The following is a 17,100-nucleotide window of genomic DNA, read 5'->3' as shown; positions in this document are numbered from 1 at the left end:
TGGCCTTCGGCCACCCTTGACCGACCGTCCCGCCCCGGAAAGACAAGGACTGCCGAGAACCCCCCAAAGAAACGGGACGGTCCAGAGGAGAAGGATTCCCGTATCACTGATGAGGCGAGGGGTCGGGTGTCGGCCTGCCGGGCATTCGGGCCCCCAGAGACTCCCAGCGATCCACCGCCACGCGCCAGATCGCTACGCGCTCCTCCCGGCTTAGCGTCCGACGACCGTCCGGGGCTGATACCCGCACCACATGTCGATCAGAGCCCCATCGGGGAACGGTGGGCGCGTCAGATCGCTACGCGCTCCCCATGGCATAGCGTCCGGCCCGCATCCTGGGCTGATACCTGCACGCGACGTCGATCAGAGCGCCATTGGGGAGCGGGGGGCGCGTGAGATCGCTACGTGCTCCTCATTTCTCGGCGGCTGATGGCCGTCTGGGGCTGAGGGGTGCCGGGACGGGGCTTTGAAGGGGTGCTTCGAGGGGGAAATGCGGCTCTCCGGGGGCCTTTCGCGGGTCTTTCGACCGTCTGTCGGAGTGTGGCGTTGTCTTCTTCAACGGCAGACTCCGGCAGAGACCCTTCAGGTCTCATCCATGCTCGCCAAATGAGGGCAAAAGGGGCGATTCCCCTCCCTGGTGGGCCGCATGACCACAGGCGGCGCCGCAGACGCCTCCCAGACGGAAGCGTGTAGCGAACTGACGCGCTCACCGCTCCCCGATGGGGCTGGGATCGACATTCCGTGCATCAGCCCAGGACGGCGGCCGGACGCTAAGCCGGGAGGGGCGCGTAGCGATCTGACGCGGTCACCGCTCCCCGATGGGGCTCTGATCGACATCGCGTGCAGGTATCAGCCCCGGACGGTGGGCGGACGCTATGCCATGGGGAGTACGTAGCGATCTGACGCGTCCGGGTGGATAGCCGGGGGTCTCTGGGGGCCCGCATGCGGGACACGGGCAGGGCCCGACCACCCCGCCTCATCACTGATGCGGGAGTGCTTCTCCTCTGGACCGTCCCGTTTCTTTGGGGGGTTCTCGGCAGTCCTTGTCTTTCCGGGGCGGGTCGGTCGGTCAAGGGTGGCCGAAGGCCATCGCGTAGCGACGCGACGAAGGAGCGCCCTTGAGGGACCGGCCCGACACGGAAGGACGATGGGACTGACGGGAAACCCCCAAACCAGCCCTGATACCGCCCCGCAGAACCCCCGCCCCCGAAACCCCGCCCCCCTCCCCCCTCACGCCAGCGCCCCCGCCGCTTCCTGGAGGGCTTTGAGTGCTCGGGAGAGGGCCGGGGCGGATTCCGTGCCGCGGCGGAGGGCGGCGATGACGTGGCGGGTCGGGCGGTCGTGGGGCAGGGCGCGGACGGCCACGCCCGAGGCGCGGGCGGAGACCATGCGCGGGACCAGGGCGACGCCCATCCCCGCCTCCACCATCGCCAGGATCGCGGTCCACCCGGACGCCGAGTGGGCCTGTTCCGGTACGAAGCCCGCCGGTTCGCACGCGGAGCGGGTGATCTCCGACCAGGGCCCGCTGCCCCCGTAGATCCACGGCTCCGCGGCCAGGTCGGCCAGCCGTACCTCCGCCGCGCCCGCCAGGGGATGGCCGGGGGGCAGGGCCACGTCCAGGGGGTCCTCCAGCAGGGTGACCCGCGTGAAGCGGGCGTCCCGCGCCCCCGGGGCGTGGGCGGCCAGGGAGAGGGCGAGGTCCACGGCCCCGGCGGACAGCAGTGCGTACGACTCGGCGGCCTCGGTCTCCCGTACCCGTACCTCGATGCCCGGGTGGCTGAGCCGCAGGGCGGCCACGGCCGGGACGACCAGCACCGGCACCGCCGTGGAGAAGGCCCCGACGCGCACCTCCCCCGCCTCCCCGGCCAGGTAGCCGGCGAGTTCGGCGTCGGCCCGTTCCAGCTGGGCGAAGACGGCTTCGGTGTGCCGCAGCACCAGGTGCGCGGCGTCGGTGAGCCGGACCCGCCGCCCCTGGGCCTCCAGCAGCGTCACCCCCAGGTTCCGGGCGAGGTTGGTGAGCTGCTGGGAAACGGCCGAGGGCGTCATGTGCAGCGCCTCGGCCGTCGCGGTCACCGTCCCCCGGTCGGCCAGCGTGCGCAGGATCCGCAGCTTCTTGATGTCCCAGTCGGTCACGGGAGCGAAACTACCTCCGGGTCGCGCTGCCGAGGGCGACACCTCCCAGGATCAGCGCCATGCACAGCAGCTGTGCCGGACCGGTCCGCTCGCCGAGGAGGAGCAGGCCGAGCCCGGCGACGCACACCGGCTGGAGGTAGTAGACGACTCCCGCGCGGGCCGCCCCGATCAGGGAGACGGCCTTGTTCCAGGCGAAGAAGGCGACGGCGGAGGAGAAGACGCCGACGTACAGCAGGGGCCCGACGGTCCCGGTGGTGACTTCGAAGCCGCCCTGGACGGTGAGGGACACGGCGTAGGCGGGCGCCAGCATCAGGGCGCCGAGGACGAAGGTGGCGAGCAGGAAGGCCAGTCCGCCGATCTCGGCGGGCTTGCGCTTGAGCAGCGCGCTGTAGGTGGCGAAGGACAGTGCGGCCCCGAACATCCACAGGTCGCCGGCGCCGAAGTCGAAGCCGAGCGATCCGTCACCGACCAGCAGCAGCACCCCGAAGGCCGCGAGCAGCATCCCGGAGGAGCGCCGGACGCCGAGCCGTTCGCCGCCGAGGCGTGCGTACAGGGCTATGACGACCGGCGAGGCCGCCATGATCATGCCCATGTTGGAGGCGGAGGTGGTCAGTCCGGCCTGGTGGACCAGGGTGTTGTAGAGGGTGACTCCGAAGAGCGTGGCGAGCGAGACGTAGCCGAGGTGCCGGCGGAGCAGCGCCCGCTGCCGCCAGGCCTGCCGGGCCGCGAAGGGGGCGACCGCGACGGCGGCGACGATCCACCGCCAGAAGACCGCCTGTACGGGAGGGACCGAGTCCGCCATGCCCCGGGTGGCGACGAAGCTGCCGGACCAGACGACCGTCGCGACCAGCGCGAGCAGGACGCCGAGCCCCGCGGCTCCCTTCTTCCTCCCGGACGTGGCAGCGGCGCCGCCGCCGGCGAGTGCGCCGGCGGCGGCTGAGGTGGTGCGGACCCGGTCCATGACGGTCACTGCTGGTTTCCCCCTCGGGGTTCGGTGTGGTGCGTGCCCCCTACCTTCACACCCTCACTTTGCCCAGGTCCATCGAAACATTTCGATCAGTCTCTTCAGGAGAGCTGAAGGGTTCTTCCTCGGCGGCCGGTTCCTCCGCGACGGGCGCGGCCTTCCCCGGGAGCTGTCCGACGACCGTGGCGCCGAAGGCGATGGCCATGCCGGCCAGTTGGACGGGCGACAGCGACTGGCCGAGCGCGGCCCAGCCGATGACGGCGGCGGTGAGCGGCGACAGCGGGCCGAGCAGGGTGACGGAGGTGGCGGTGAGCCGGCCGATGCCGCGGAACCAGAGGAAGTACGCGGCCCCGGTGTTGATCAGCATCATGTAGCCGTAGCCGAGGAAGGCCTTGCCGTCGAGCGCGGGCGGCGCCCCTTCGACCAGCGCGGCGATCGGGATGATGACCAGGCCGCCCGCGGTGAGCTGCCAGCCGGTCACGGCCAGCGGGCCGACGCCCTCGGGGCGTCCCCAGCGCTTGGTCATCACGGTGCCCGCCCCCATGGCGGCGGAGGAGACCACGCCCGCGATGACGCCGATGAGGTCGAGTTCGGCCTGGGCGGTCAGCACCACCATGCTCACGCCGAACGCGGCGGCGACGGCGGCGAGCACGGTCCGCGGCCTGGCCCGCTCGCCCAGGAGGAGGGCGGCGAGGCCCACGACGAAGAGCGGGCCGGCGGAGCCGAGTACGGCCGCGACCCCGCCGGGGAGCCGGTAGGCGGCGAGGAAGAGCAGCGGGAAGAAGGCTCCGATGTTGAGGGTGCCGAGGACCGCGGACTTCCACCACCAGGCGCCCTTGGGCAGGGTGCGGGAGAGGGCGACCAGCAGCAGACCGGCGGGGAGGGCCCGCATGGCCCCGGTGAACAGGGGGCGGTCCGGCGGGAGCAGCTCACTGGCGACGAAGTACGTCGAGCCCCAGGAGACGGGGGCGAGCGCGGTCAGGAGGGTGGTGGTGACACGGTTCACGGTCACTCCTCGGGCAGGTGAGGATGGGCTGGCGGGGTGCGGGCTGGCCGCGACCCACCCGGGGGCCCGTCCCCGGACCTCCCCGGGTAGGTCGCTGATAAGTAGCTTACCGCTAAGCTACTTTTAAGCAAGCTACTTTCTTGCGAACGAGCGAGCGGAATCGGATACTTCGGTCATGACCGAGGTGAAGAAGGCCCCCGCCCCCCAGAAGGACGCCGTCGACGCGATCACGGCGCAGTGGGCCGCCGTACGACCGGACCTGGACACCGCCCCCATGGCCGTCTTCGGACGGATCTACCGGATCTCCAAGGCCGTGGGCGAGGCCGTCGAGCGCGCCTACAACCGGCACGGGATCACCCGCGGGGAGTTCGACGTCATGGCGACGCTGCGCCGCTCCGGAGCCCCGTACACCCTCTCCCCCCGCGAGCTGTCGGCCACGCTGATGCTCACCACGGGCGGCATGACCGGCCGCCTGGACAAGCTGGAGAGGGCGGGCCTGCTCACCCGCAGCCCCGACCCGCACGACCGGCGCGGGCTCCAGGTGACCCTCACCGACCGGGGACTCGCCCTCGCCGACGAGGCGGTCACCGCGGGACTGGAGGTGCACCGCGCGGCCCTGGAAGGCTTCGACCCCGAAGAGGTCGAACAGCTCACGGCGCTGCTGCGCAAGCTCCTCGCGGACCTGAACTAGGGCGGGCCCGCGCCCTTCCGGGCACGCCGAGGCGCCGGAGGCCGCACGGGGCCGGCTCGCACCGGTTCCGCGGACCTCCGGCGTCCGGAAGTCTTGACGAAAGGCCTGCCCTGCGGGGTCAGACCTTGGTCTTGCGCGACTTGTCGCCGACCATCACGAGACCCGCGATGACCAGGAACAGCACGATCGGCGCGGCCACGTACAGGCCGAGCGTCTCGCCAATGCTCAGGCGCGGGCCCGGGTCGTCACCGTCGTCGCGGGTCACCGCGAGCGCGGGAGACGTCATCAGCAGCATCATCAGCGTCGTTCCGGCCGTGACGGCGCCGGCGCGCAGAGCGTTCTTCTTGTCCACGGTGCAAACGTAGCGAACACCCGAACGGGGCGCGCGCCCGGGGGTGCCGTACGGGTTCACACGCCCTCCCGGACCGCGCCCAGCAGGGCGTTCGCCCGGGGCGAGGCGGTCAGCGCCTCCAGGGTCAGCGGCCGCCCCCCGGCATCGGCCAGGGGCAGCCGCCAGTTGGGGTACTGGTCCCAGGTGCCCGGCAGGTTCTGCGGCCGCCGGTCGCCCACCGCGTCGGGCAGCCACACGCCGACCAGCCGGGCGGGCGTGCGCAGCAGGAACGCGTACAGGGCCCGTACGGCGGCCTCCTCGCCCTTGGTCTCCAGCCCCAGCCGGTCCAGTACCGCCAGCCACCGCGCGGTGTCGGCGGCGTCCTCCGCCCGCTCCTCCTCCAGAGGACGGGTCAGCAGGCCGAGCCGGTCGCGCAGTTCGACGTGGGACCCGGCCAGCTTGGCGGCGGAGGGCGGCAGGTCGTGGGTGGTTGCGGTGGCCAGGCACTCCGGCCGCCAGGCCGCGGCGGGCAGCGGCTCGCCGTCACCGGACCAGTCCCGCTCGAACCAGAGCACGGAGGTACCGAGGATCCCGCGCCGGGACAGCGCCCGCCGCACCCCCGGCTCGACCGTCCCGAGGTCCTCGCCGACCACCAGCGCCCCGGCCCGGTGGGCCTCCAGGACCAGTACGGCCAGCATCGCCTCGCCGTCGTAGGAGACGTACGTCCCCTCCGCGGGCGGGGTGCCCTCCGGGATCCACCAGAGCCGGAACAGGCCCATGACGTGGTCCACGCGCACCGCCCCCGCGTAGCGGAACACCCCGCGCAGCAGGGCCCGGAACGGCGCGTACGCGGACTCCTCCAGGGCGTCGGGCCGCCACGGCGGCAGTCCCCAGTCCTGGCCGCGCGCGTTGAAGGCGTCCGGCGGGGCCCCGACGGAGGCGCTGCGGGCGTGGAAGGAGCCGGTACGGGCGTCCGAGCCGTCCGGGTGCACCCCGACGGCCAGGTCGTGCACGATGCCGACCTCCATCCCGGCCTCCCGCGCGGTCCGCTGGGCGGCGGTCAGCTGGGTGTCCGTCAGCCAGACGAGCCAGGAGTGGAAATCGGCGCGCTCTCCGGGGTCCTCCCCGGCGGCGGCCGCGCACCAGGCGGCGTGCGCGGCGAGCCCGTCCCCCTGGGCCGCGCGGAACGCCCGGTAGGCGGCCTCCCGCGCGGGGGTGCGCGGGACGGCGTACAGCAGTTCCAGGGCGGCGCGCTTGAGGGCCCAGACGGCGTCCCGGTCGATCAGCGCCCCCTTCTCCAGCACCTCCCGGCGCAGCTCTCCGCCCCGGGCGGCGAGTCCGGCGAGGGCGTCCCGGTCCGGGCAGGCCTCCCACTCGGGCAGGTCCTCGACGCGCAGGTGGACCGGGTCCGGGAAGCGGCGGGAGGACGGCCGGTAGGGGGACGGGTCGCTCGGGGTGCCGGGGAAGCCCGCGTGGAGCGGGTTGACCTGGACGAACCCGGCGCCGTGGGTGCGGGCCGCCCAGCGGGCCAGCTCCGCGAGGTCGCCCAGGTCGCCCATGCCCCAGGAGCGCTCCGAGAGCAGTGAGTACAGCTGGACGAGGAGTCCGTGCACGCGGACGGGCGCCTCCGGGGCCCGGTCCGGGGCCACGATCAGGGTGGCGGAGGCGGTGCGCCCGTCGGGTGCCTCGGCGGCCAGCCGGTGCACCCCCAGGGGCAGGGCGGGGTGCCAGTCGGCCTGCCCGGCCCCGTCCTCCAGCGTCACCCGCACCCGCGTCCCGGCCGGCAGCCCGGCCAGGGCCGCCGGCGCGGGTTCTCCTCTCCAGTGCACCAGCGTCGGCGGGAGCAGCCGCCCGGCCCGCTCCCGCTCGGTGGCGGCGACCGCCTCCCGCACGTCCTCGGGGGTGCCGGCGGGGACGCCGATCAGGCCCAGCACGGCCCGGACCGTGGCCTCGGGCACCTGGACGGTGACGTCCTCGGCGGGCTGGTAGGAGGTGGCGACGCCGTAGAGGGCCGCGAGCCGGGCGAGGTCGTCCATCGTCATCCTTGGCTGGAGCTGGAGGGGGCTGGGGGACGGCTAGGTGAGCGGCTCGCTGGTGAGGGGGGACTCGGCCACGAGCGGGGACTCACTGGTCAGGGGCGCGTACGCGGAGCCGGCCAGCGGGGGCTCGCTGGTCAGCGGCGGGTGCGCGGCGTCGGCGGCCGGCAGGTCCCCGGGCCCGGACGGGACGGGCAGATGGGCGAGCGGGGCCGGCTTCCCGCGGGTGCCGGACGCGGTGCGGGCGTTCATGAGGTCCTCCCTGGTGCGGCTCTTCGGACCGCTGGTGCCGTTGTTCGGACCGCTGGTGCGGTCGCTCGGACCGCCCATGCAACACCCGTGGTGAACACCGCAGCCATACCCAGTCAGGGGCATCGCATTCCTGGCGGATCCAGGTCAGATCACCCCACCCGCATTGACACCCACGCCGCACGGGTGGTGGGCTCTGGCTCGTTCACACGGTCGGGGGACGACCGGGACGGGGGAGGCTCCATGCAGCTCAGGGGCAGGAAGCGGACCACGGCCGCCGCCGTCGCCGTCATCGGAACGCTGCTCGGCGGGGCCGTCGCCTCCGCTCCGCCGCGACCGGCCGCGGCACCGGGGAACCCGGGCTCCGCGCGCCCCGACAGCGGGTCGGCCCCCGTCCAGGCGGCGGGACTCGGTTCCGTCGTCGACCCGGGCTCCGACGTTCCCCGAGCCGCTTCCGAGGGCCCGGCCGTGTGGCCGAGGCCGCAGTCGGCGACCGCCGACCCGGGACGGGAGCTGCCGCTGCCGGCGGAGGCCGTGCTGGTGGCCCCGCAGGACGTGGACCCGTACGCCGTCGAGGTCGTGCGCACCGCCCTGCGCGCGGCCGGGGTGCGGAACCCGCTCGTGCGCCCCCCGGGCGCGGCGCTGCCCGAGCGGGCCCTCGTCGTGCGGCTCCAGGGTCCGGACGCCGAGGAGGCCCTGCGGGCGCTGGGCGCCGCGCCGGCCGGGGACCTGCCCGCCGGCGGCTACCGGCTGGCGGTGGGACGGACCGGCGGCCGGGACACGGTCGCGCTGGCCGGCGTGGGCGAGGACGGCCTGTTCCACGCCGCGCAGACGCTGCGCCGGCTGCTGGCGGCCGGGCACGGCAAGGTGCCCGGGATGCTGGTGCGGGACTGGCCCATCGCCCCGGTGCGCGGCATCACCGAGGGCTTCTACGGGCAGCCCTGGACCCAGGAGCAGCGCCTCGAGCAGCTGGACTTCCTGGGCCGCACCAAGCAGAACCGGATGCTGCTGGCACCCGGTGACGACCCCTACCGCACCACGGCCTGGCGCGAGGAGTACCCGCGCTCACGGCAGGAGGAGTTCCGCGCCCTGGCTGAACGGGCCCGCGCCAACCGGGTGGTGCTCGGCTGGGCGGTGTCCCCGGGGCAGTCCATGTGCCTGTCGTCGGCGGACGACCGGGCGGCACTGCTGCGCAAGGCCGACGCCATGTGGGAACTGGGCTTCCGGGCCTTCCAGGTGCAGTTCCAGGACGTCAGCTACACCGAATGGGGCTGCCGCGCCGACCGGGCGCGGTACGGGACGGGCCCCGCCGCGGCGGCGAAGGCGCACGCCGAGGTCGCGGGCGAGCTGGCCGCGCACCTGGCGGCGCGGCATCCGGGGTCGGCCCCGCTGTCGCTGCTGCCGACGGAGTACTTCCAGAACGGCGCCACCGCCTACCGGACGGCCCTGGCCGGGGCGCTGGACCCGCGCGTGGAAGTGGCCTGGACGGGCGTCGGCGTGGTGCCGCGCACCATCACCGGCCAGGAGCTGGCCGGGGCACGGGCGGCGCTCGCGCATCCGCTGGTCACCATGGACAACTACCCGGTCAACGACTGGGACCCGGGCCGCATCTTCCTCGGCCCGTACGCCGGGCGGGATCCGGCGGTGGCGGGCGGTTCGGCGGGGGTGCTGGCCAACGCGATGGCGCAGGGCACCCTGTCCCGGATCCCACTGTTCACGGCGGCGGACTACGCCTGGAACCCGCGCGGTTACCGGGCCGGGGAGTCCTGGGCGGCGGCGGTCCTGGACCTGTCCGGCCCCGACCCGGGGACCCGGGCGGCGCTCGCGGCCCTGGCGGGGAACACGGCCTCCTCGGGCCTCAAGGTGGAGGAGTCGGCCTATCTGAAGCCGCTGGTCGAGGAGTTCTGGCGGGCCCGCGCCGCCGGGGACAAGGCCGCCGGGGACCGGCTCCGCGCGGCGTTCACCGTGCTGCGGGAGGCCCCGCGGCGCCTGGACGCGCCGGTGGCGGAGGAGGCCGGGCCCTGGCTGGAGCGGCTCGCGCGGTACGGGGCCGCGGGCGAGCTGGCGGTCGACCTGCTGCGCGCCGAGGCCCGGGGTGACGGGGCGGCCGCCTGGCAGGCCTCGCGGGAGCTCGCGCGGGCGCGGAGCGCGCTGGCCGAGCCGGGCGGGGTGCGGGTGGACACCTCCGTGCTGGACCCCTTCCTGGCGAAGGCGGCGGCGGAGTCGGACGCCTGGACGGGCGCGTCCCGCAAGGACGGGACCGTGGTGCGCGAAGCCGGCTCCCACACCGTCCGGCTGGACTCGGCGCGGCCGCTCGCGGCGGTCACGGTCATGACGGACCCGCTGGCGCCGGGCGCGCGGGGCGTGAGCGTGGAGGCGCACGTGCCGGGCGAGGGCTGGCGGCGGCTGGCCGACGCCGCGGTGTCCGGCTGGACGCAGGCCGACGCGGCGGGCGTACGGGCGGACGCGGTCCGGCTGTCGTGGGCGGGCCCGAGCCCGGTGGTGCACTCGGTGGTCCCGTGGTTCGCGGACGGCCCGCGGGCCCGTTTCGAACTGCCCGGAGGGGGCCGCGCGGACGTGGAGATCGGCGGCGCGGCGCGCACCGTGCCGGCGCAGTTGTCCGGCCTGCGCCCCGGCGAGTTCCGGGCCCCGCTGACGGCGGCCCCGCCGGCGGGCGTGCAGGTGCGGCTCCCGCAGGACGTCGCGGTGCCGCGGGGCGCGACGGTGTCCGTCCCGGTGGAGGTCACGGTGGCGGCGGGCACCCCGGCCGGGGTGTACGAGGTCCCGCTCGCGTTCGACGGGGAGGTGCGCACCCTCACCGTCCGGGCGGTTCCGCGTACCGGCGGTCCGGACCTGCTGCGCACGGCACGGGCCCGCTCCTCCGGCGACGAGGCCCCGCAGTTCCCGGCGTCGGCGGCGGTGGATGGGTCCGCCGCCACCCGGTGGTCGTCGCCGGCGGTGGACGGCGCCTGGTGGCAGGCCGAACTGGCCTCCCCGGCCCGGGTGGGGCTGCTGACCCTGCACTGGCAGGAGGCCCACCCCTCGCGGTTCCGGGTGGAGACGTCCCGCGACGGCGTGACGTGGCGCCCGGGCGCGGTGGTGTCCTCCCGGGGCGGGGTGGACGCGGTCCGGCTGGACGCGCCGGACACGCGCTACCTCCGGGTCACCTGCGAGCGGCGCGCGACGCGCTTCGGCTGCAGCCTCTGGTCCGCCACGGCCCTCGCGGTGGTCCCCTGAGCCCTGCGGGACGGAGCGCGCGCACGGCCCGGGCGCGGGGGGCTACGCGGTGGCTCCGATGCGTTCGAGGGCGTCCTGCGCCCCGTACGGCTGGAGGTACGGCATCCACCGCGGGTCCCGGTGCCCCGTCCCGATGATCCGCCAGGCCAGCCCGGAGGGCGGGGCCGGCTGGTGGCGCAGGCGCCAGCCGAGTTCCAGCAGGTGCCGGTCCGCCTTCACGTGGTTGCACCGCCGGCAGGCGGCGACCACGTTGTCCCAGGCGTGCTGGCCCCCGCGGCTGCGCGGGACCACGTGGTCCACGCTCGTCGCGACGGCCCCGCAGTACATGCAGCGGCCGCCGTCGCGGGCGAACAGCGCGCGGCGGGTGAGTGGAACGGGCCCCCGGTAGGGGACCCGCACGAAGCGCTTGAGCCGGACCACGCTGGGCGCGGGGACGGCTCGCGTCGCGCTGTGCAGGAAGGCGCCCGATTCCTCCAGGGAGATGGCCTTGTTCTCCAGGACGAGGACGAGCGCGCGGCGGAGCGGTACGACGCCGAGGGGCTCGTACGACGCGTTGAGGACCAGGACGTGCGGCACGGACTGCCTCCTTGTACGCCGGCGGCGCGTGGCTCGCGCCGGGACGATCTGCTCTCAGTCTCCCCTTAGGGCTGGTCGAAGCGCCACCACGCGCCGGTAACGGGCCCGGGGTGTTTTCGACCACACTCCCTTTCCTCCCCAGGTGAGTCCGGTCTCTCCCTCGAACAGCACAACGGGGTCGGTCCTGTGCCCCGTTAGTGTGGAGGGTCCGCCCGCACCGTCAGCACGACCGTACGACCGTTCCGCGGGCGGACCGCTATGCCCTGGAGGTTCCCGCCGTGCCCTCGCCCGCCATCCTGCTACCGCAGGCAGCGTCCACCACCGACGACGCCGCCGAGAGCGTGACGAACGCCGCGAGCTTCGTCGAGGAGAACTGGGCCACCTGGCTGAGCATCGGCCTGCGGATCCTGCTGATCATCGTGATCGCGGTGGCGCTGCGTTCCGTGGTCCGCAAGGCCCTGACCAAGCTGATAAGCCGGATGAACTCCGGCGCGGAGGCCGTCGAGGGCACCGCGCTCGGCGGGCTGCTGGTCAACGCGGAGCGGCGCCGCCAGCGTTCGGAGGCGATCGGTTCCGTGCTGCGCTCGGTGTCCTCGTTCGTGATCCTCGGCACGGCCGCGCTGATGGTGCTGGCCGCGCTGAAGATCGACCTGGGGCCGCTGCTGGCGAGCGCGGGTGTGGCCGGTGTGGCGATCGGTTTCGGTGCCCGCAACCTGGTCACGGACTTCCTCTCCGGCGTGTTCATGATCATGGAGGACCAGTACGGCGTCGGTGACCAGATCGACGCCGGGGTGGCCTCGGGCGAGGTGATCGAGGTCGGGCTGCGCGTGACCAAGCTGCGCGGCGACAACGGTGAGATCTGGTACGTCCGCAACGGCGAGATCAAGCGGATCGGCAACCTCAGCCAGGGCTGGGCGACCGCGGGCGTGGCCGTGCAGGTCAAGCCGACGGAGAACCTCGCGCACATCCGCGAGGTGGTCCGGGGGGTCGCGGACACCCTGGCCAAGGAGACCCCGTGGGACGAGCGGCTGTGGGGTCCGGTGGAGGTGCTGGGCCTGGACGAGGTGCTGCTGGCCTCCATGACGGTGAAGGTGTCGGCGAAGACGATGCCGGGCCAGCAGTTCGCGGTGGAGCGCGAGCTGCGCTGGCGGATCAAGGAGGCCTTCGACGCGGCCGGGATCCGGATCATCGGCGGTGCCCCGGACCCCGGCGAGGAGGAGGCCGCCCCCGACGCGGCGGCGGCCGTCGCCGCGCCGTCGGCGCTGGCCAACCCGGCGTCCCCGCAGTCGCTGGCCACCGCCCCGATCCCGCAGGCGCCCGCGCCGGGGGTCCGGCTGCCCAAGTAGGTCCCCGCGCGGCCGCCGCCGCGCCCACCCCGACCCCCCGCTGCCCCGCCGGTCCGTACCGGCGGGGCAGCGGCATTGACACCCTCCGGAGCCGATAGGAAACTTACCTAACAGTCGCCTCGGTGAGGGAGCACCTCCGTCATGCCGGCCACCACTCCCGGAACGCCCAGCGTGCTGCGCGCCATGAACGACCGCGCCGCCCTGGAACTGCTGCTGGCCCACGGCCCCCTGTCGCGGACCCGGATCGGGCACCTCACCGGACTGTCGAAGCCCACCGCCTCCCAGCTGCTGGCCCGGCTGGAGGCCGCCGGGCTGGTCGTGGCCACCGGCACGGACGGCGGGCGCCCGGGCCCGAACGCCCAGCTGTACGCGCTCAACGCCCGCGCCGCCCACGTCGCCGGCCTCGACGTGACCCCCGACCGGGTGCTCGCCGCCGTCGCCGACCTGACAGGCACCGTGACCGGCCGCTCCGAGATCCCCTGCGCCGGGGGCGCCGGCGCCGTCGCGCTGGTCACCCGGGCCCTGCGCGCGGCCCTGGAGGACGCCGGGCTCGCCCTCCCCGCCCTGCACCGCGTCGTCATCGCCACCCCCGGCGCCTTCGACCCCCGCTCCGGGCGGCTGCGCTACGCCGGCCACCTCCCCGGCTGGCACTCCCCCACCCTCCTCGACGAACTGGCCGCGGCCCTGCCCGTGTCCGTCGAGTACGAGAACGACGTGAACCTCGCCGCGGTCGCCGAGCAGCGGCTCGGCGCGGCCCGCGGCCACGAGGACTTCGTCCTGCTGTGGAACGAGGAGGGCCTCGGCGCCGCCCTCGTCCTCGGCGGGCGGCTGCACCGCGGCTGGACCGGCGGCGCGGGCGAGGTGGGCTTCCTGCCCGTGCCCGGCCACCCCCTGGCCCGCCAGGTGACGCGGGCCAACGAAGGCGGCTACCAGGAGCTGGCCGGCGTACACGCCCTGCCCGCCCTCGCCGCCGGCGCCGGGCTCGACGCCGGCGCCCTCCCCGACGGCCCGCGCGCGGCGCGGGTGGCCGCCGCGGCCGCACTGCTGCGGCGCGCCGCCGCCGAGCCGCGGGGAGCCCGCCTGCGCTTCCTCCGGTCGTACGCCACCGCGCTCGCGACCGGCCTGGCCTCGCTGGTCGCCGTACTGGACCCGGAGATCGTGGTGCTGTCCGGCGTCCTGATCACCGCGGGCGGAGACCCGCTGCGCGCCCTGCTGGAGGACGAACTCGCCGAACTGGCCCCCTCCCGGCCCAGGCTGGTGACCGGCGAGGTGCGCGAGCACCCCGTGCTGCGCGGCGCCCTGGAGAGCGCCCTGGCCGCCACCCGCGAGGAAGTCTTCGACACCTCCCGCTGACCCCGTCCCTCCGCCCCTCATCCGAAGTTCTCCCCCAGAGAGCGAGTGCCTCCATGCCCCAAGCCGCACGCCTGACCACCACCGCGGCCGTCCTCGCCGCCCTGTCCGTACTCGCCGCCGCCTGCACCGGCCAGAGCGGCGCCCCCGCCGCCGACGACCCGAAGGCCGACGTCACCATCAGCTTCTGGCACGGCTGGTCCACGCCCGGCGAGGTCAAGGCGATCGAGGACAACATCGCCCGTTTCGAGCGGGCCCACCCGAACATCAAGGTCAAGGCCACCGGCGACATGACCGACGACAAGATCAACCAGGCGCTGCGCGCGGGCGGGGACAAGGCCCCCGACGTGGTCTCCTCCTTCGCCACGGACAGCGTCGGCACGTTCTGCGCCTCCGGCGCCTTCGCGGACCTGGGCCCCTTCCTGGAGAAGTCCGGGATCGACAGCACGAAGGTCTTCCCGGCGACCCTGCTGGAGTACACGCGGTTCAACGGCAACCAGTGCACCCTGCCGCTGCTCCACGACGCCTACGGCCTCGTCTACAACAAGACCGCGTTCGCCGCCGCCGGGATCGCCGAACCCCCGCGCACGTGGAGCGAGTTCGAGGAGGCCGCGCGCAAACTGACCAGGCCCAAGGGGGATTCGTACGAACAGCTCGGCGTGATGCCCACCTTCCACGGCTACGAGACCACCCCGATGCGGCTGGCCGCGCAGTGGAGCCCCGCCTACTTCACCGCCGACGGCAAGTCGAACCTCGCCGGCGACCCGGCCTTCGCGAAGATGCTCACCGCCCAGAAGGACCTGGTGGCCAAGCTCGGGGGCTACGAGAAGCTGGAACGGTTCCGCGCCGGCTTCGGCGACGAATGGAGCGGCGAACACCCCTTCCACAAGGGGCTCGTGGCCATGCAGATCGACGGCGAGTGGCGGCCGGCCATGGCCAGGGCGGCCGGCGTCCCCTTCGAGATCGGCACCGCCCCGCTGCCCGTCCCGGACGACCAGAGGGCCGACTACGGCAAGGGCTACCTCTCTGGCACCATCGTGGGCATCTCCTCGACGAGCCGGAAGCAGAACGCCGCCTGGGAGCTGGTGCGGTACATGACCACGGACACCGAGGCCGTGGTCGACTTCGCCAACGACATCCACAACATACCCTCGACGCTGGACGCGCTCCGATCGCCGCGGCTCCGGGTGACCCCCGAGTCGAAGACGTTCCTCGACATCGCCCGGCACCCCAAGTCGAACACCACCCCGGCGCAGGTGAACGGCGGCGCCTACCAGCTGACCTTCCAGGACTTCGCGTACTCCGTCGAGAAGGGCGAGGTCCCCGACCTCGCGGCCGGGCTCGCCAGGACCGACCGGCAGATCGACACGGACATCGCGAAGGCCAAGTAACCCCGATGGCCACGACCACCCCCGCCCTGCGGGCCAGGCACCGGCGCTCCGCCCTGCGGACCCTCGCCTTCCTGTCGCCCTGGCTGATCGGCTCCGCCGTCTTCTTCGCCTACCCGCTGCTGTCCACCGTCTACTTCTCCTTCACCCGGTACGACGGCTTCCGCGCCCCCGTCTTCAACGGCCTGGACAACTGGCGCTACGTCTTCTGCGACTATCCGCTCTTCTGGCCGGCGATGCGCAACACGCTGTGGCTCGTCGCGGTCATGGTGAGCTGCCGGGTCGTCTTCGGGCTCGGCGTCGGCCTGCTCGTCACCAGGATCAAGACCGGTGCCGGTCTCTTCCGGACCCTGTTCTACCTGCCCTGCCTGGCCCCGCCGGTGGCCGCGACCCTCTCCTTCGTCTTCCTCCTCAACCCGGGCACGGGTCCCGTCAACACCCTGCTCGAAGCCGCCGGCCTGCCGGCGCCCGGCTGGTTCACCGACGCGGCCTGGTCCAAGCCCGCGCTCACCGTCCTCGCGCTGTGGGGGGCCGGCGACCTGATGGTGATCTTCATGGCCGCGCTGCTCGACGTACCGAAGGAGCAGTACGAGGCCGCCGAGCTGGACGGGGCCGGCGCCTGGGCCCGCTTCCGGCACATCACCCTGCCGAACATCTCCCCCGTCGTCCTCTTCGCCGTGGTCACCGGGGTCATCCAGGCCATGCAGTACTACACGCAGCCGCTCATCGCCGCGAAGACCGCCGCCGGGAGGATCGGCGGCCCGGGACAGCAGATCGAGCCGGGCTACCCCGACAAGTCCACGCTGACCCTCCCCCAGACCGTCTACAACCTCGGCTTCCAGCGCTTCGACTACGGCTCCGCCTCCGTCCTGGCCCTGGTGCTGTTCGCCCTCTCCATGGTCTTCACCGCGCTCCTGATGCGCCGCCGGGGCGGACTGATCGGAGCCGGTGACTGAGATGCGCCACCACCGCAAGGCCGTGCTCCACTGGGTCGGGGTGCACGCCCTGGCCGTCGCCGCCGCCCTGTTCTTCGTCCTCCCGTTCGTCTTCCTCCTCCTCACCTCCGTGATGGGCGACCAGCAGGCCCTGACCCGGGAGCTGTGGCCGCGCACCTGGGAGTGGGGCAACTACGCGCAGGTCTGGCACACCCCCGGCTTCCTGACCTGGTGGCGCAACACCCTGCTGTACGCGGGGCTCGGGACCGTGCTGACCGTGGTCTCCTCGCTGCCCGTCGCCTACGCCCTCGCCAAGTTCCGCTTCCGCGGCCGGCGGTTCGCGCTGCTGCTGGTGATCGCCGCGATGATGCTGCCGCCCCAGGCGGTCGTCATCCCCATGTACCTCTTCTGGGCGAAGCAGCTCGACCTGTCCGGCACCCTGTGGCCGCTGATCGTGCCGCTGGCGTTCAGCGACGCCTTCGCCGTCTTCCTGCTGCGCCAGTTCCTGCTGACCATCCCCGACGAGTACCTGGACGCGGCCCGCCTGGACGGCTGCGGCGAGGTCCGCGTCCTGCTCCGCGTCGTGGTGCCCATGGCCAGGCCGGGGATCGCGGCCGTCGCGCTGTTCCAGTTCTTCTACGCCTGGAACGACTACTTCGGCCCCCAGATCTACGCCTCCGACAACCCGGCCGCCTGGACCCTCAGCTACGGCCTGGAGTCCTTCAAGGGAGCGCACCACACCAACTGGAACCTCACCATGGCGGCGACGGCGCTCGTCATGGCCCCGGTGATCGTCCTCTTCTTCTTCGCCCAGAAGGCGTTCGTCGAGGGAGTCACCCTGACCGGCGTGAAAGGCTGATC

The 17,100-nt window shown here is 73.8% G+C and carries 14 protein-coding genes; 7 read left to right on the top strand and 7 right to left on the bottom strand.

Going from position 1 to position 17,100, the window contains the following annotated elements; genetic code table 11:
• Positions 1 to 1,227: 1,227 nt before the first annotated feature.
• Genes ACZ514_RS20645 through ACZ514_RS20635 form a run of 3 tightly spaced genes read right to left on the bottom strand, consistent with a single transcriptional unit; the run spans position 1,228 to position 4,106 of the window.
• Positions 1,228 to 2,130 (bottom strand): LysR family transcriptional regulator, encoded by a 903-nt coding sequence (locus tag ACZ514_RS20645; RefSeq protein WP_468699735.1) that lies wholly within the window; start codon positions 2,128 to 2,130, stop codon positions 1,228 to 1,230.
• A gap of 10 nt (positions 2,131 to 2,140) precedes the next feature.
• Entirely contained in the window at positions 2,141 to 3,100 is a 960-nt protein-coding gene (locus ACZ514_RS20640) for a DMT family transporter (RefSeq protein ID WP_469125324.1), read from the bottom strand.
• Between the two features lie 46 nt (positions 3,101 to 3,146).
• Positions 3,147 to 4,106: an EamA family transporter gene (locus ACZ514_RS20635; protein ID WP_468174565.1), complete on the bottom strand. Its 960-nt coding sequence runs from the start codon at positions 4,104 to 4,106 to the stop codon at positions 3,147 to 3,149.
• A gap of 169 nt (positions 4,107 to 4,275) precedes the next feature.
• On the opposite strand from ACZ514_RS20635, the gene ACZ514_RS20630 reads away from it, so the two are divergent.
• The gene (locus tag ACZ514_RS20630; RefSeq protein ID WP_468174568.1) at positions 4,276 to 4,791 is read left to right on the top strand and encodes a MarR family winged helix-turn-helix transcriptional regulator; all 516 of its coding nucleotides are present in this window, start codon (positions 4,276 to 4,278) and stop codon (positions 4,789 to 4,791) included.
• 118 nt (positions 4,792 to 4,909) lie between these two features.
• On the opposite strand, the gene ACZ514_RS20625 is transcribed toward ACZ514_RS20630, so the two are convergent.
• Genes ACZ514_RS20625 through ACZ514_RS20615 form a run of 3 tightly spaced genes read right to left on the bottom strand, consistent with a single transcriptional unit; the run spans position 4,910 to position 7,410 of the window.
• Complete coding sequence (locus ACZ514_RS20625; RefSeq protein ID WP_468174571.1) at positions 4,910 to 5,143, bottom strand: hypothetical protein; 234 nt, start codon at positions 5,141 to 5,143, stop codon at positions 4,910 to 4,912.
• A gap of 56 nt (positions 5,144 to 5,199) precedes the next feature.
• Complete coding sequence (locus ACZ514_RS20620; protein ID WP_469125323.1) at positions 5,200 to 7,164, bottom strand: 4-alpha-glucanotransferase; 1,965 nt, start codon at positions 7,162 to 7,164, stop codon at positions 5,200 to 5,202.
• A gap of 33 nt (positions 7,165 to 7,197) precedes the next feature.
• Positions 7,198 to 7,410 carry a hypothetical protein gene (locus ACZ514_RS20615; RefSeq protein ID WP_468174735.1) on the bottom strand — a complete coding sequence of 71 codons (213 nt, stop codon included), beginning with the start codon at positions 7,408 to 7,410 and terminating at the stop codon, positions 7,198 to 7,200.
• Between the two features lie 240 nt (positions 7,411 to 7,650).
• On the opposite strand from ACZ514_RS20615, the gene ACZ514_RS20610 reads away from it, so the two are divergent.
• Positions 7,651 to 10,644, top strand: a complete 2,994-nt coding sequence (locus tag ACZ514_RS20610) for a beta-N-acetylglucosaminidase domain-containing protein (RefSeq protein ID WP_469125322.1) — start codon at positions 7,651 to 7,653, stop codon at positions 10,642 to 10,644.
• A 42-nt stretch (positions 10,645 to 10,686) separates the two neighbouring features.
• On the opposite strand, the gene ACZ514_RS20605 is transcribed toward ACZ514_RS20610, so the two are convergent.
• Positions 10,687 to 11,220: an HNH endonuclease gene (locus tag ACZ514_RS20605; RefSeq protein WP_467886326.1), complete on the bottom strand. Its 534-nt coding sequence runs from the start codon at positions 11,218 to 11,220 to the stop codon at positions 10,687 to 10,689.
• A 278-nt stretch (positions 11,221 to 11,498) separates the two neighbouring features.
• Between ACZ514_RS20605 and ACZ514_RS20600 the strand changes: the two genes are divergently transcribed.
• The 5 genes from ACZ514_RS20600 (at position 11,499) to ACZ514_RS20580 (ending at position 17,098) form a co-directional block, all read left to right on the top strand.
• Positions 11,499 to 12,566, top strand: a complete 1,068-nt coding sequence (locus ACZ514_RS20600) for a mechanosensitive ion channel family protein (protein WP_468699730.1) — start codon at positions 11,499 to 11,501, stop codon at positions 12,564 to 12,566.
• A 141-nt stretch (positions 12,567 to 12,707) separates the two neighbouring features.
• Positions 12,708 to 13,919 (top strand): ROK family transcriptional regulator, encoded by a 1,212-nt coding sequence (locus ACZ514_RS20595; RefSeq protein ID WP_469125321.1) that lies wholly within the window; start codon positions 12,708 to 12,710, stop codon positions 13,917 to 13,919.
• Between the two features lie 53 nt (positions 13,920 to 13,972).
• On the top strand, positions 13,973 to 15,307 hold the full coding sequence (locus tag ACZ514_RS20590; RefSeq protein WP_468174585.1) for an ABC transporter substrate-binding protein: 1,335 nt from the start codon (positions 13,973 to 13,975) through the stop codon (positions 15,305 to 15,307).
• 5 nt (positions 15,308 to 15,312) lie between these two features.
• Positions 15,313 to 16,260, top strand: a complete 948-nt coding sequence (locus ACZ514_RS20585; RefSeq protein WP_468174588.1) for a carbohydrate ABC transporter permease — start codon at positions 15,313 to 15,315, stop codon at positions 16,258 to 16,260.
• A 1-nt stretch (position 16,261) separates the two neighbouring features.
• On the top strand, positions 16,262 to 17,098 hold the full coding sequence (locus ACZ514_RS20580; RefSeq protein ID WP_468174738.1) for a carbohydrate ABC transporter permease: 837 nt from the start codon (positions 16,262 to 16,264) through the stop codon (positions 17,096 to 17,098).
• Positions 17,099 to 17,100 lie beyond the last annotated feature (2 nt).

It is taken from the genome of Streptomyces sp. NPDC034086, assembly GCF_055575515.1.
This window is presented reverse-complemented; position numbering and strand designations above follow the sequence as displayed.

Excerpts from the sequence above, each read along its gene's own strand:
- ACZ514_RS20630 (WP_468174568.1), top strand. The coding sequence starts at position 4,276 with ATGACCGAGGTGAAGAAGGCCCCCGCCCCCCAGAAGGACGCCGTCGAC.
- ACZ514_RS20620 (WP_469125323.1), bottom strand. The coding sequence starts at position 7,164 with ATGACGATGGACGACCTCGCCCGGCTCGCGGCCCTCTACGGCGTCGCC.
- ACZ514_RS20615 (WP_468174735.1), bottom strand. The coding sequence starts at position 7,410 with ATGAACGCCCGCACCGCGTCCGGCACCCGCGGGAAGCCGGCCCCGCTC.
- ACZ514_RS20610 (WP_469125322.1), top strand. The coding sequence starts at position 7,651 with ATGCAGCTCAGGGGCAGGAAGCGGACCACGGCCGCCGCCGTCGCCGTC.
- ACZ514_RS20595 (WP_469125321.1), top strand. The coding sequence starts at position 12,708 with ATGCCGGCCACCACTCCCGGAACGCCCAGCGTGCTGCGCGCCATGAAC.
- ACZ514_RS20590 (WP_468174585.1), top strand. The coding sequence starts at position 13,973 with ATGCCCCAAGCCGCACGCCTGACCACCACCGCGGCCGTCCTCGCCGCC.
- ACZ514_RS20585 (WP_468174588.1), top strand. The coding sequence starts at position 15,313 with ATGGCCACGACCACCCCCGCCCTGCGGGCCAGGCACCGGCGCTCCGCC.
- ACZ514_RS20580 (WP_468174738.1), top strand. The coding sequence starts at position 16,262 with ATGCGCCACCACCGCAAGGCCGTGCTCCACTGGGTCGGGGTGCACGCC.